Origin of the sequence: Burkholderia sp. HI2761 (assembly GCF_002223355.1) — a bacterium.
In the GTDB taxonomy this organism is placed as follows: domain Bacteria; phylum Pseudomonadota; class Gammaproteobacteria; order Burkholderiales; family Burkholderiaceae; genus Burkholderia.
In genome coordinates, this window is record NZ_NKFN01000005.1 from 84,799 (window position 1) to 99,076 (window position 14,278).

Here is a 14,278-nt window from a genome sequence, read left to right on the forward strand (position 1 = left end):
CCATGAACGAAGAAATCCTGATCAACCTCACGCCGCAGGAAACGCGGGTCGCACTCGTCCAGCAAGGCGCGGTGCAGGAGCTTCACGTCGAGCGCACGCTGTCGCGCGGGCGGGTCGGCAACATCTATCTCGGCAAGGTCGTGCGCGTGCTGCCCGGCATGCAGTCGGCGTTCATCGACATCGGTCTCGAGCGCGCGGCGTTCCTGCACGTCGCCGACATCTGGCATCCGCGCCTCGCGGGCGAGCCGCAGTCGGCCACGCCGCATCAGCCGATCGAGAAGATCGTGTTCGAGGGGCAGACGCTGATGGTGCAGGTGATCAAGGATCCGATCGGCACGAAAGGCGCGCGGCTGTCGACCCAGGTCAGTATCGCGGGCCGCACGCTCGTCTACCTGCCGCAGGAGCCGCATATCGGCATCTCGCAGAAGATCGAGAGCGAGGCCGAGCGTGAGGCCGTGCGCGCACGCCTGACGGCCGTGATCCCGCCGGACGAGAAAGGCGGCTACATCGTGCGCACGATCGCCGAGGACGCCACCTCCGACGAGCTGGCCGGCGACGTCACCTACCTGCGCAAGACCTGGGCGACGATCGTCGCTCAAGCGCAGCGGCTGCCGGCGACGAGCCTGCTGTACCAGGATCTCGATCTCGCGCAGCGCGTGCTGCGCGATTTCGCGAACGACGACACGACGCGCATCCAGGTCGATTCGCGCGAGACGTACCAGCGCCTCGCGGAATTCGCGGGCGAGTTCACGCCGGCCGTGAGCCCGAAGCTGCATCACTACACGGGCGAGCGGCCGCTGTTCGACCTGTACAACATCGAGACGGAGATCCAGCGCGCGCTGTCGCGCCGCGTCGACCTGAAGTCGGGCGGTTACCTGATGATCGACCAGACCGAGGCGATGACGACAATCGACGTGAACACCGGCGGCTATGTCGGCGCGCGCAACTTCGACGACACGATCTTCAAGACCAACCTCGAGGCCGCGCACACGATCGCGCGACAGTTGCGGCTGCGCAACCTCGGCGGGATCATCATCATCGACTTCATCGACATGGAGAACGCCGAGCATCGCGACGCGGTGCTGTCCGAGCTGAAGAAGGCGCTGTCGCGCGACCGCACGCGCGTGACGGTCAATACCTTCTCGCAGCTCGGGCTCGTCGAGATGACGCGCAAGCGCACGCGCGAATCGCTCGCGCACGTGCTGTGCGAACCGTGTCCGACCTGCCAGGGCAAGGGCCAGGTGAAGACGTCGCGCACCGTGTGCTACGACATCCTGCGCGAGATCCTGCGCGAGTCGCGGCAGTTCAACCCGCGCGAGTTTCGCGTGATCGCCGCGCAACAGGTGATCGACCTGTTCCTCGACGAGGAATCGCAGCATCTCGCGATGCTGATCGACTTCATCGGCAAGCCGGTGTCGCTGCAGGTCGAGTCGAATCTGAGCCAGGAGCAGTACGATATCGTGCTGATGTAACGTTCCGCCCATCCGCCGCCGGCAGCGCCGCGCGGCGCCCCGATGCGGCGGCCGGGCTGTTCGCGTATGCCGCGCCAGCACCCGCCGCCGCTCTTTTCATCGACCCTTTTCGCATTCATCACACACCATGAGCCAAGGCCACAACCGCCGCCAGCGCAAGAAACTCCACATCGGCGAATTCCAGGAACTCGCGTTCAACGCCACTGCCCATTACCGCAACGAAATGACCGATCTCGAGCGCGGCCAGCTGATCGACGCGTTCATCGACTTCGTCGAAGCGAACGGGCTGCTGACCGTCGCGTCCGCGGACGAAGGCATCGGCGCGTACGTGATCTCCGGCGCGCCGCGCGGCACGACGACCGACGCCGACCGCGAACTCGTGCGCAGGTGGCTGGCCGCCCGTCCGGAACTGACCGACGTCAAGGTCAGCGAATTCACCGACGCGTGGTATCCGGACGCCTGATCTCCCGTTTTCTCGACGTACCCTGCCGACGTCCGTGCCTGCCCGCCATGAGGGCCAGGTCCGGACGTCGCCTCCCGCGTCTCTCCCGCATCTCTCCCCGTCTCTCCCCGTCTCTCCCCGTCTCTCCCCGTCTCTCCCCGTCTCTCTCCCGCCTCTCTCCCGTCTCTCTCCCGTCTCTCTCCCGCCACACTTCCCCCGTCGCCCGCCCGCTGCGCGGCCCAACCGACCCACATCCCTCGCGCCGTGTCGACAGGGCTTTTCCCGATTCCGGCCATGAAACGGACGCTTACTTCAATTTAACGATGGTTAAAGGAAGTCTTGCGTCGGTGAGCCTACTCTGATCGTAAAGAATCCTACGAATTTCGGCTCGATCGGCAAGCAATACGAAAGAATGCAAACCGCGCGGCCGGCAGGCGTTCCGGATTCCCAACCAGGTGACAACGCGACACGGCGACAGGTCAATCAGGGAGACGACAACCGAGGTGCCCGCCGCTTCGCCTTCGCGGCGGCGACACAGCGACGCACGTGAAGGCCGCCTGACCCATTCCTTCAATCGAGACGAGGACGACATGAACACGCAAGCCATCCATCAAGCAGGACTCCGAATGATCTTGATCGCCGCGGGCGTCGCGACGCTGGTATCGCTGTCCGCGTGCGGCGGCTCCGGCTCGCTGAGCCAGGGCACAGGCGGCTCCGGATCGGGTTCGGGCGACACGACGGCCACGACGGGCGGCACGGGCAACGGCTCCGGGAGCGGTTCCGGCAGTGGCTCCGGGAGCGGCTCGACCGTTGGCGGCACGGGCAGCGGCTCGGGCACAGGCACATCGGGCACCGGCACGTCCGCCAATGCGTTCGGCCAGACCGTGGACGCGTCGAGCAATATCGTGACGGCCGCGGGCGGCGCGGTATCGGGCGTCGGCACGACGATCGCGGGCCAGTCGCTGCCGGGCACCAGTGCGTCGACCACACAAGGGCTCGGCACCGTCGTGCAGGATGCCGGCGCGGCCGTCACGACGCTCGGTACCGGCCTCGGCTCGGGTCTCGGCCAGCTCGGCGCATCGTCGAACCCGGTCGGCACGACCGTCGCGAGCACGGGCGGCGTGGTCACGGACCTCGGCAACGCGGTTGCCGCGACGGGCGGCGTCGTATCGAGCCTCGGCGGGAGCGGGTCGGCGCTGGCGCCGCTCGCGCCTGTCACGTCGCCGGTCGGCGGCGCGATCACGATGCTCGGCAACACCCTCGCCGGCGGCGGCGCGACGCTCGGCACGCAACTGTCGACGGGGCCCGTCGCGCAGGTCACGGGCGCCGCGAGCTCGGCGATCACGCCGATCACGTCGACGGTCGGCTCGGTCACGCAGACCGTCGCATCGAGCACGCCGCTCGGCGCGCCGCTCACGAATCTCGTGACGACGGTCGGCAACGGCATCGCGGGCGCCGGCACGACGATCGCGAAAACCGGCGGCAATCCGTTGACGACGGGCGTCGGCAACGTCGTGACGGCCACCGGCAACACGGTGGCAACCGCCGGCACGACACTGCTCGGCGGCGGCGCGGCGGCGACGAACCCGCTCGCTCCGGTGACCGGGCTCGTATCGACCGCCACCGGCGCGCTCGGCGGTGCGACGGGCGGCAGCAATCCGGCAGGCGCGCTCACGTCGGCGGTCGGCACCGTGACGGGCGCCGTGTCGGGCGCGGCCGGCGGCTCGCCGGTTGCGGGGCTGACGGGCGGCACCGGCGGCGGCGCCATCGCGAAAACCGGCGGCGGGCTGCTCGCCCCGGTGACGACGACGCTCGGCGCGTTGGTCAAGTAAGCGAACGGCACACGCGGCGCCCGCCTCGTCGTCGACGGGCGGGCGCCGAGCCAAACGCCGAGCCAAACGCCGAGCCAAACGCCGAGCCAAACGCCGAGCCAAACGCCGAGCCAAACGCCGAGCCAAACGCCGAGCCAAACGCCGAGCCAAACGCCGAGCCAAACGCCGAGCCAAACGCCGAGCCAAACGCCGAGCCAAACGCCGAGCCAAACGCCGAGCCAAGCCCCGAGCGCCGAGCGCCGAGCGCCGAGCGCCAAGTGCCAAGTGCCAAGTGCCAAGTGCCAAGTGCCGAGCCTAGCACTGAGCCAAGCGCCGAGCCGGCGTCGAAACCGCCCGGCAAGACGGGACCACCCCGCGAACTTCACCGTAAACATGCCGGGGCAGCCGAGTTCGATGTTGCCGCCGTCAAGCCTGCACCGCCGCTCCGCCTGTGCGCCCCTTCTCCTCACGGTCTGCGAACACTGTCCGGCCCCGCCCCCTTTCATCTTGCCCGCGCACTCGCCTGCGATCCGCCGTCGAAATCGGTCCTGAAAGCAAGACACGTTAAACTCTCACCTCGCGTGGTGCGCCGCCCGCACCCGCCATCCATCGCCAGCCGCGTGCCCTCGGGCCGCCCCCGACCCATGGAGTGAGTGTCAATGAGCGGCGGACTCCCGTTTCCCGCATCCCGCAAGTCGTTGCCGTCCTCGACGGTCTTCCTGATTCTCGCCGTCACAGCGTTGCTGTCCGGCTGCGGGCTGCTGCCGGTCCAGAACCCGCCCGCGCCGATCAGCGAGGCGCTCGTCGAGCCTGTCGAGGAAACCGCCGGCGAGCCGCTGACGATGCCGCCCGTGCCCGCGCCGACGCAACCGGAGGAACCGGAAGCGCCGAAGAAGCCGCACCGCGAGGTGACGCGGCCGAAGCCCGTGCAGCGCCCCGAATCGCCGACCCCGCCGCCGCCTCCGCCCCCGCCGCTCGTCGCGACGCGCGCGCTCGACCGCACCCAGATCCATGCGCTGCTCGACAGCGAAGTCGCGCGACGCAACGGCAAGGTAGTCGGCCGCGCGGTCGACATGGTGGTCGACGCGAGCGGCAAGCCGCGCGAAATGATCGTCAACCTGCAGGGCTTCATGGGGATCGGCGACCGCAAGGTCATCTTCCCGTGGAACGTATTCCGCTTCACGCCGGGCGGCAAACAGGAGCCGATCGTGCTCGACGTGCCGTCGGGCGACCTGCCGCCGGCCGCGCGACCGAAGGCCGTGCCGCTGTCGGGTTCGCCCGCGGCGTCGCCGGCGACGCGACTGCCGATGCTCGACAGCGATGTCGAGCGCCCGAACGGCACGAAGATCGGCCGCATCGTCGACGTGCTGATCGACCGCGGCGCACAGCCGCAGGCCGTCGTGCTCGACCTCGGCGGGCTCGTCAATACCGACCGCCGGTCGATCGCCGCGAGCTGGGGCGCGCTGCGCTTCGTCACGCGCGACAAGGCGCTGCACCCGCAACTCGACCTGAACGACGCCCAGATCAAGGCATCGCCGCCGTACGCGGCCGACAAGCCGATCGTCGCCGTCTTCCCGCCTGTTGTCCCGGCCGCGCCGGCTTCGTCTGCGAGTGCCACCCGATGACGATCAAGCATTCCGTCAGCGTTCGCAGTCTGCGCTCCCTCGACTGGCTCAACTTTTTCGTTGCAAACGTTCAAACCGGGTTCGGTCCGTTCATCGCGTCCTACCTCGCGTCGCACAAGTGGACGCAGGGCGAGATCGGCATGGTGCTGTCGATCGGCACGATCAGCGCGATGGTCAGCCAGGTACCGGGCGGCGCGGCCGTCGACGCGCTGAAGAACAAGAAAGGCGCGGCCGCGTGGGCGATCGTGGCCATCATCCTGTCCGCGGTCCTGCTCGCGTCGAGCCCGACGATCGTGCCGGTGATCGCCGCCGAGGTGTTCCACGGCTTCGCGAGCTGCATGCTGGTGCCGGCGATGGCCGCGATCTCGTTCTCGCTCGTCGGTCGCGCCGACCTCGGCGACCGGCTCGGCCGCAACGCGCGCTGGGCGTCGATCGGCAGCGCGGTCGCGGCGGGCCTGATGGGGTTGACCGGCGAATACTTCTCCGCGCGCGCGGTGTTCTGGCTGACCGCCGTGCTGGCGCTGCCCGCGCTGTTCGCGCTCGCGATGATCCAGCCGACGCACCAGGTGATTCCGCAATCGTCGAAGCCGGACGATCTCGACGAAACCGGCGAGCGCGAAACGCTGCTCGAATTGCTGCGCGACCGCCGGATGCTGATCTTCGCGGCCTGCGTCGTGCTGTTCCATCTGTCGAACGCCGCGATGCTGAACCTCGCGGCCGGCGAAGTCACGGCCGGGATGGGCGAAAACGTGCAGCTCGTGATCGCCGCGTGCATCATCGTGCCCCAAGCGATCGTCGCGATGCTGTCGCCGTGGGTCGGCCGCTCCGCGCAGCGCTGGGGGCGCCGGCCGATCCTGCTGCTCGGCTTCTCCGCGCTGCCGGTGCGTGCGCTGCTGTTCGCCGGCGTCAGCAGCCCCTACCTGCTCGTGCCGGTGCAGATGCTCGACGGCATCAGCGCGGCCGTGTTCGGCGTGATGCTGCCGCTGATCGCGGCCGACGTCGCGGGCGGCAAGGGCCGCTACAACCTGTGTATCGGGCTGTTCGGGCTCGCGGCCGGGATCGGGGCGACGCTCAGCACCGCCGTGGCCGGCTACGTCGCCGATCACTTCGGCAACGCGGTCAGCTTCTTCGGGCTCGCCGCCGCCGGTGCGCTCGCGGTGCTGCTGGTCTGGCTCGTGATGCCCGAAACCCGCGTCGAGAACGGCGATGCGACGGCCGACGAACCGGCGGCCGCCTCGCCCGAACAGGCGCATTGACGGCGGCGCGCCACCGCTCCCCGCTTCTCGGCCGATGCACGATGGATACGATCAGGACACTCAACGAAGCCCGCCAGCAGATTCAGCAATCGATCTTCGATCTGTTCAAGGGGCTGTCATTCAGCGAGCGGCTCGCGCAAGGCGGGCTGATGGCGCTGCAGGCCGTCTGCGGCGCGTGCCTCGCGTATGCGATCGGCCGCGCGATGCATACCGAGCAGGCCGTGTGGGCCGCGATCACCGCGATCGCCGTCACGCAGCACAACTACTCGGACACGATGTCGCTGTCGCGCGACCAGTTCATCGGCGCGATGGTCGGCGGCATCCTCGGTTTCGCCGGTGCGGCGTTGGGCGGCGATCGCCTCGTCGCATATGCGATCACGGTCGCGGTCGTGATCGTCTGCTGCTGGTGCCTGAACATCGGCAGCGCGGCACGGCTCGGCGGCGTGACCGCGACGATCGTGCTGCTGTTCCCGGGCAATGGCCCGCTGTGGGACGTTCCGCTGATCCGGCTCGGCGAAGTGACGCTCGGCACGGTGTGCGCGCTGGGTGTGTGCTGGCTGATGTCGAGAATCGAGCGGCGCTGGTTCCGCCGCGCGGCGGCAAAGTGACGCGGCGCCGGGCAACGCGCCCGGCAGCCGGATGAACGATCGGAACGCTGCGTAACGGGTACGAACCGGGTTACGGACCGACCCGTAGCACGATGCCCGAGCCGATCTGCACGAGCAGGTAGTCGCCGCCGACGCCGACCCAGTGGTAACCGCGCGGCGGCGCACTCAGGTGGTAGCCGCGCCAGTCGTCGACCACGTACTGGCGATCGCGGAACTCGTCCGGCAGCCGGTCGCCCCTGTGCCAGTCGCGGCGCGGCTGGTCGGCCCAGCGGGGCGGCACGTCGTCGTCCCGATGCATCGCCTGGCCCGGCGGCACGTGTTTCGGGCCGTGGCCGCGCTGCATGCCGGGGCCGCCGCGATCATCGCGATTGCCGTGGTTGCCGTGATCCTGCGCCATCGCCGCGGTGGCGGCGCAGCCCACCGCGATCAGTGCGGCCAGCATCATGCCGTGCATCTTCTTCATTGTCCTTCTCCGTGGTGTCGCGTCGAACAAGAAACGACCGGGACTGCCCGATGAAGACTAGCACACGGCATCGCGGCCGCATGACCGCGCGTCACGCCGCCTGCTGCTGATACTGGATCCGGTGCAGGTGCGCGTAGAGGCCGCCGTGGCGCAAGAGTTCGTCGTGGCTGCCTTCCTCCACGATCTTGCCGGCCTCGAGCACGAGGATGCGGTCCGCGCGCTCGATCGTCGACAGCCGGTGCGCGATCACCAGCGTCGTGCGACCTTCCATCAGCCGCTCGAGCGCGGCCTGCACGTGGCGCTCCGACTCCGAATCGAGCGCCGACGTCGCTTCGTCGAGGATCAGGATCGGCGCGTCCTTGTAGATCGCGCGCGCAATCGCGAGCCGCTGGCGCTGGCCGCCGGACAACCGCATCCCGTTGCCGCCGACCAGCGTATCGAGCCCGTCGGGCATCGCGGCGACCGCATCGGCGAGGTTCGCGGCCTCGAGCGCGGCCTGCACGCGCGCGCGGTCGGGTGTCTGCCCGTATGCGACGTTCGCGGCGATCGTGTCGTTGAACAGCACGACGTCCTGGCTGACCATCGCCATCTGGCTGCGCAGCGCGTGGAGATCGTAGTCGGGCACCGGCACGCCGTCGACCAGGATCGTGCCGTCCGTCGGGTCGAAGAAGCGCGGCAGCAGGTTCACGAGCGTCGTCTTGCCGCTCCCCGACGGGCCGGCCAGCGCGATCATTTCACCCGGCGCGACCTTGAACGAGATGCGGTCGAGCGTCGGCCGTTCGGCCGCGCCGTAGTCGAACGACACGGCTCGGAACTCGATCTCGCCGCGTGCCTGCGACAGCGGCCGCCCGCCGCCCCGCGGCTCGGCCGGCTCGTCGATCAGCCCGAAGATCAGCTCGGCGGCCGTCATCCCGCGCTGCAGCGGCTGGTTGACGTCGATCAGATGCTTGAGCGGCGAGATCACCAGCAGCATCGACGTGACGAACGCGACGAAACCGCCGACCGTCGTCTGGTCGTTCGACGACTGCACGACCGCGATCGTGATCACGACCGCCAGCGCGATCGACGCAAGGAACTGCGTGAGCGGCTGCGCGAGGCCGCCCGAGATCGTCATGCGCATCGCGTAGCCGCGCAGGCGCTTGCTCATCGCCGTGAAGCGGTCCATCTCGTACGCTTCGCCGTTGTGCACCTTGACGACCTTGTAGCCGCCGACCGTCTCCTCGACGATGTACGACAGCTCGTTGGTCAGCGTCTGGTGCTCGCGATTCAGGCGGCGCAGCCGGCGGTTGATCTTGCTGACGAGCCAGCCGATGCCCGGCAGGATCACCGCGACGATCAGCGTGAGCCGCCAGTTCAGGTAGAACAGATAGCCGAGCAGGAAGATCACCGTCAGCGAGTCGCGCACGAGCGTGACCATCACGCCCGTCAGCACCGACAGGATCTGGTTGACCTCGAACACGATGGCGTTGATCACCGTGCTCGCGGTTTCGCGCTGGAAGAACGACGCGCCCGTGTGGAGCATCCGCTGGAACATCTCGAGCCGCAGCTGCAGCAGGATGCGGTTCGATACGTAGTTGAGCAGGTAATTCGATGCGTACTGCGATACGCCGCGCACGAGCGCGAGGCCAATCACCGCGATCGGCACGTACCACTTTGCGCGGTCGCTGCCGTGCGAACCGAAGCCGTGGTCGAGCAGCGGCTTGAGCAGCGCCGGGATACCGGCTTCGGTGGCCGCGACGACGCCCATCGTCGCCACGGCGAGCACCACGATGCCGATGAGCGGCCGGATGTACGGCCACAGGCGCTTGAGGACCGTCACCGGCGAGGTGCCGGTACCGTCCATCGGTTTGCGAAGAGTGTTCTGGGTTTCCAAGGCAATCCTTCTTGAGCCGCGATGCGGCGCCCGGCGCGTGGCCGCCCGGGTGTGCGCCCTCGTCGGGCGGGTGCCGAAAAGGGCTCAACATTATAGCTGCACCGCCCCCGCCGGCACGGCCATCGCCGATGCGGCCGGCGGCCGGCCCGACGGTATACTGCCGCTCACCGTTTTCTCCGCCTTTCCGACGATTTCATGGCTGAACCCTCCCTCGGCGTCGCCCTCATCGCCCTCAACGCGTCCGCGCGGCTCGCGCAGTGTCTCGATGCGCTGTCGTTCGCCGACGATATCGTCGTCGTCGACGGCGGCAGCACCGACGATACCGTCGCGATCGCCCAGGCGCACGGCGCGCGCGTGATCGTCGAGCGCGACTGGCCGGGCTTCGGCCCGCAGAAGAACCGCGCGCTCGACGCGCTCGGCACCGACTGGATTCTCTCGCTCGATACCGACGAAATCGTCACGCCGGAACTCGCGCGGTCGATCCGCGACGCGATCCGCGCGCCGGCCGCGCAGGTCTATGCGCTCGACCGGCTGTCGAGTTTCTGCGGCCAGTGGATCCATCACAGCGGCTGGTATCCGGACTGGGTGCCGCGGCTGTTCCGGCGCGGCACCGCGCGGTTCTCGGACGATCTCGTGCACGAGCGCCTCGTGTTCGAGACCGCCGCGCAGCGCCTGCCCGGCAAGCTGATGCACTACTCGTACGAGGATTTCGAAACGGTCGTGCGCAAGCTCGACGCGTATTCGACGGCCGGCGCGCGCCAGCGCCGCGCGGCCGGCCAGCGCGGCGGCTTCGGCAAGGCGCTCGGCCGCGGCGCCTGGGCGTTCGTGCGCACCTACGTGCTGCGGCGCGGGTTCCTCGACGGCCGCGCCGGCTTCATGATTGCCGTGTTCAACGCGGAAACCGTGTATTACCGCTTCCTGAAGCTCGGTCACGAACCGGCCCGCTAGGCGCCCGCCGGCGCGCGGCCGGCCCGGCGTTACAATGCCGGGCTGCGCGCACCGCGCGTGCCCGCCCGAGCGGCTGCGCCGCGCGCCGCCCGCCACGACGACCACCGAATCCGACCGCCATGTTCTCCATCATCATCCCGACCTGGAACAACCTGCCGTACCTCAAGCTCGTCGTCGACAGCCTGCGCCGGCATTCCGCGTACGACCACCAGATCATCGTGCACGTGAACGACGGCTCGGACGGCACGCTCGACTGGGTGCGCAACGAAGGGATCGAACACACCGCGTCGCCGACCAACATCGGCATCTGCCATGCGGTCAACCTGGCCGCGGCGCGCGCCGCGCGCGACTACGTCGTCTACATGAACGACGACATGTTCTGCTGCCCGGGCTGGGACACGGCGCTCGTACGCCGCATCGAACAGATGCCGACCGACCTGTTCATGCTGTCGGGCACGATGATCGAGCCGGTCGACACGCGCAACCCGTGCGTGGTCGTCAGCAATTTCGGCCGCGACGCCGAGCAATTCGACGCGGCGGGCCTCGTCGCCGCGACCCCGAAGCTGGCGCGCGCGGACTGGCTCGGCTCGACCTGGCCGCCGACGCTCGTGCACCGCGACTGGTGGAACCGCATCGGCGGCTACAGCAGCGAGCTGTCGCCGGGCATGAGCAGCGACAACGACTTCTCGATGAAATTCTGGGACGCCGGCTGCCGGATCTTCATCGGTGTCGGCGACAGCCTCGTGTACCACTTCCAGCAGAAGAGCACCGGCAAGATCGTCAAGAACGACGGCCGCCGTCAGTTTCTGAACAAATGGGGCATGACCCAGGCGACGTTCGACCGCTACTACCTGCATCGCGGCGAGCCGCTCGGCACGCGGCTCGCGCTCGATACGCCGGCCGTGGAAGGCCGCCTCAAGCGCGCCCTGTTGCGCTCGCGGATCAAGCGCGCATTCAGCTGATCGAACCCTGAAAACCGCGCGGAAACCTGTCCTGCTTCGCGTATACTGCGCCGTTCGTCCCGGATCTCCCGCCGGGGCGCGCGGCGCGGCGCGGTGCACGCTGTCCGCGAGCCGCATTCGTCCATACGACAGGTTCCGATGCTTTCGTTTTCCACTCCCGCCACGCGGCGCCTGACCGCCGCCCGTGCATTCGCCGTCGCCGCGCTCTGCATGGTGCCCGTCTCGACCGCGCTGACCAACGTGTTCTGCGGGCTGTTCGCCGCCGCGCTCGTGATCTCCCCCGAATTCTGGCGCGACCTGCGCTCGTTCGTCACCGAGCCGGCTTCGCTCGCGGCGCTGCTCATTCTGGCCGCGCTGGCCGTGAGCGTCACCTATACGGTCGCGCCGCACAACAAGGCGTGGAACTGGGTCGCGAAGTACGACAAGCTGCTGCTGCTGCCGTTCGCCGTGCTCGCGTTCCGTCATTCGAACTGGGCGCCGATCGTGCGGCGCTGCTGGTTCGGCACGCTGTGCGTGATCCTGCTGCTGTCGACGACCAACTACCTCGGGCTGACCGCGATCGGGCCGGCGCATGCGACCCAGTTGCCGCTGTCGCGCGCATGGGTGTTCAAGAACCACATCGCCGCCGGCATGTTCGGGGCGTTGCTCTTTTACCAGGCAGCCGATCTCGCGCTGGCGGCCCGCACGATGCTCGCCCGTGCCGCGTATGCGGGCATCGCCGCGTGGTCGCTCGTCAACGTGTTCGTGATGCTGCAAGGACGCACGGGGCAGGTGATCGCGCTGTTGCTGATCCTCGTCGTCGCCGTGCGTTTCGTGCTGTTGCTGCGCCGGCAGTCCGCGTTGCGCGCAGGGCTCGCCGCCGGCATGCTCGTCCTCGTCGGCGCCGCGCTCGTGGTCGCCGCCTGCACGGTTCACAACGGCCGGTTGACGAAGGTCGTGACGGAAGTGCAGCAATACCGGCAGAGCGATGCGGCCACGTCGACCGGGCTGCGCCTCGAGTGGTACAAGAAAGGGTTCGAGCTGTATCGCCAGCGCCCCGTGATCGGCTACGGCGCGGGCGGCCTCGAATCCGAATTCGAGAAGCTCACGGCCGGCAAGACGGCGGCCGAAGGCCAGCTCACGTCGAACCCGCACAATGAATACCTGCTGATGGCCGTGCAGCTCGGCTCGCTCGGCGTGCTGCTGTTCATCAACCTGATCGTGCAGATCGCGCGCGGCAGCCGCACGGTCGATCCGCGCTCGCGGCACTTGCTGCTCGCATGGCTCGCGATCTTCGCGATCGGCAGTCTCGCGAATTCGCTGCTGCTCGATTTCGCCGAAGGGCACCTGATCGTGCTGCTGGCCGGCATCCTGCTCGGTTGCGGCGAGCGCGGCGAAGCGCTGCCGCGCGAAACGTCGGCGATCCGGCGCAGCATGTAACGCCCGCCGGCATACGTTGCGCGGCCATGCCGACCGGTTCGGCGGCAGCGGACATCCACCGTCGATGCCGGGGAGCCGCTTGGTTCTCCGCGAAACACGCGCTCTGCCAACGAAGCAAAACGCGCGCTTGCCGTGCGTCAGTCGGATCCGGCGCGGCGCAGCCGCGACGTGTCGACGACGATGTCGGCCGGGCCCGGCGGATTCAGTCCGAGCATCTCGGCAGCCGCAGCCTTCACGCGCTGCGCACCGAGATGGACGAGGCAGTCGCTGCGGCTGTCGACATGACGCTCGCAGCCTTCGTGCCGGCACGGCACGCAATCGCCCTCCCCTTGCAGCAGCCACACGTTCCCGTGCCGGCCCGAGCCGCGCAGCGACCACGGATTGTCGGTCGCGGGCCAGTGCTGCGGCCACGGCCCCCAGCGCACGGGGTCGGACGGCCCGAACAGTGCAATCGTGTCGGTGCCGGTCGCGGCCGCGACGTGCGTCGCGCCGGTGTCGGGCCCGATGAAGAGCCGCGCGCGCCGCACGAGCTCCGCGCTTTCGCCGAACGTCAGGCGGCCGACCAGGTTCAGCACGTCGCCGCCCGCCTCGGTCGCGACCTGTTCCGCATACTCGCGCTCGCGGTCGGCCGGCCCGCCCGACAACGCGACCGCGAAACCCTGCTCGCGCAGCCAGCCGATCATTTCGACCCAGCCGTCGAGCCGCCATTGCTTGTAACGGAACATCGGATACGGATGCAGCACGACCAGCGGCTTGCCGGCGCGGATCGCGGGCGACTCGGCGAGCCACGCGTCGAAACGCGCGCGCCGCGCGGGATCGTCGCCGATGCCGGGCGCGACGACCTCGGACACCGGCTCGATGCCGATCACCGGCGCGAGTGCGAGCGTACTGACGACCGTATGCGCGGATTCGTGGTGATTGATCGCGATCCCGTTCAGCATCATCCGCGTGAGCCACGTGACGCGGTTCGGGTCGACGAGGCCGACCCGCTTGCGGCCGGCGAACCAGCTATAGAAACGCGGCCGGTCGGAACTCAGCGCCGCGCACGCGAGATCGTAGCGGCGCCACATCGACAGCGCGTCGCGCAGCCGCTCGCCAAATCCCGCGCGTTGCGCGACCACGATCACGCGCCGCACGTCCGGATTGTGCTCGAGCACGCCCTCGGTGCCGCGAAACACCAACATGTCGATCTGCGCGTCCGGCCAGCGGGCCTTCAGCGATCGTACGAGCGGCGTCGTCAGCAGCACGTCGCCGATACGGCGCGGCGCGGCAACGAGGATGGTTCTGGGCGGACGGACGGAAGAAAACAGGGCCACGGCGATCGTCTGGCTGGCTGAACAAGGCTGGCAATGTACAGGATTTTGCAGCAGGCGGCGCGGCGTCGCGCACCGGCCGGGCA

General features: G+C 68.9%; 12 protein-coding genes. 9 read left to right on the forward strand and 3 right to left on the reverse strand.

The window, feature by feature from the left end; all coding sequences use genetic code 11:
* The first annotated feature begins 2 nt into the window (after positions 1-2).
* The 6 genes from rng to CFB46_RS16185 all read left to right on the forward strand — a co-directional run bounded on the left by rng (position 3) and on the right by CFB46_RS16185 (position 7,214).
* Positions 3-1,472, forward strand: a complete 1,470-nt coding sequence (rng, locus tag CFB46_RS16155; protein ID WP_027785030.1) for a ribonuclease G — start codon at positions 3-5, stop codon at positions 1,470-1,472.
* A gap of 127 nt (positions 1,473-1,599) precedes the next feature.
* Positions 1,600-1,935 (forward strand): YggL family protein, encoded by a 336-nt coding sequence (locus CFB46_RS16160; protein ID WP_089500482.1) that lies wholly within the window; start codon positions 1,600-1,602, stop codon positions 1,933-1,935.
* Positions 1,936-2,504: 569 nt separating this feature from the next.
* Positions 2,505-3,746, forward strand: coding sequence for a collagen-like triple helix repeat-containing protein (locus CFB46_RS16165; RefSeq protein ID WP_089500483.1), 1,242 nt, complete (start codon positions 2,505-2,507; stop codon positions 3,744-3,746).
* A gap of 638 nt (positions 3,747-4,384) precedes the next feature.
* Entirely contained in the window at positions 4,385-5,350 is a 966-nt protein-coding gene (locus CFB46_RS16175) for a PRC-barrel domain-containing protein (RefSeq protein ID WP_089500484.1), read from the forward strand.
* Positions 5,347-6,606, forward strand: a complete 1,260-nt coding sequence (locus CFB46_RS16180) for an MFS transporter (protein ID WP_089500485.1) — start codon at positions 5,347-5,349, stop codon at positions 6,604-6,606. The genes CFB46_RS16175 and CFB46_RS16180 overlap by 4 nt, the downstream gene beginning before the upstream one ends.
* Positions 6,607-6,647: 41 nt before the next feature.
* Positions 6,648-7,214, forward strand: coding sequence for an FUSC family protein (locus CFB46_RS16185; RefSeq protein ID WP_089500486.1), 567 nt, complete (start codon positions 6,648-6,650; stop codon positions 7,212-7,214).
* Positions 7,215-7,284: 70 nt separating this feature from the next.
* Here the strand turns inward: CFB46_RS16185 and CFB46_RS16190 are convergent, their stop codons facing one another.
* Positions 7,285-7,677 carry an RcnB family protein gene (locus CFB46_RS16190; RefSeq protein ID WP_089500487.1) on the reverse strand — a complete coding sequence of 131 codons (393 nt, stop codon included), beginning with the start codon at positions 7,675-7,677 and terminating at the stop codon, positions 7,285-7,287.
* Positions 7,678-7,768: 91 nt separating this feature from the next.
* A complete protein-coding gene (gene msbA, locus CFB46_RS16195; RefSeq protein WP_034185430.1) occupies positions 7,769-9,520 on the reverse strand; it encodes a lipid A export permease/ATP-binding protein MsbA in 1,752 nt (583 codons plus the stop codon).
* Positions 9,521-9,745: 225 nt separating this feature from the next.
* Between msbA and CFB46_RS16200 the strand changes: the two genes are divergently transcribed.
* From CFB46_RS16200 to CFB46_RS16210, 3 genes are all read left to right on the forward strand, one after another.
* The gene (locus CFB46_RS16200) at positions 9,746-10,498 is read left to right on the forward strand and encodes a glycosyltransferase family 2 protein (RefSeq protein ID WP_027785038.1); all 753 of its coding nucleotides are present in this window, start codon (positions 9,746-9,748) and stop codon (positions 10,496-10,498) included.
* A 119-nt stretch (positions 10,499-10,617) separates the two neighbouring features.
* Positions 10,618-11,460: a glycosyltransferase family 2 protein gene (locus tag CFB46_RS16205; RefSeq protein ID WP_089500488.1), complete on the forward strand. Its 843-nt coding sequence runs from the start codon at positions 10,618-10,620 to the stop codon at positions 11,458-11,460.
* 138 nt (positions 11,461-11,598) lie between these two features.
* A complete protein-coding gene (locus CFB46_RS16210; protein WP_089500489.1) occupies positions 11,599-12,879 on the forward strand; it encodes an O-antigen ligase family protein in 1,281 nt (426 codons plus the stop codon).
* 137 nt (positions 12,880-13,016) lie between these two features.
* On the opposite strand, the gene CFB46_RS16215 is transcribed toward CFB46_RS16210, so the two are convergent.
* Positions 13,017-14,195: a glycosyltransferase family 9 protein gene (locus CFB46_RS16215; protein ID WP_089500490.1), complete on the reverse strand. Its 1,179-nt coding sequence runs from the start codon at positions 14,193-14,195 to the stop codon at positions 13,017-13,019.
* Positions 14,196-14,278 lie beyond the last annotated feature (83 nt).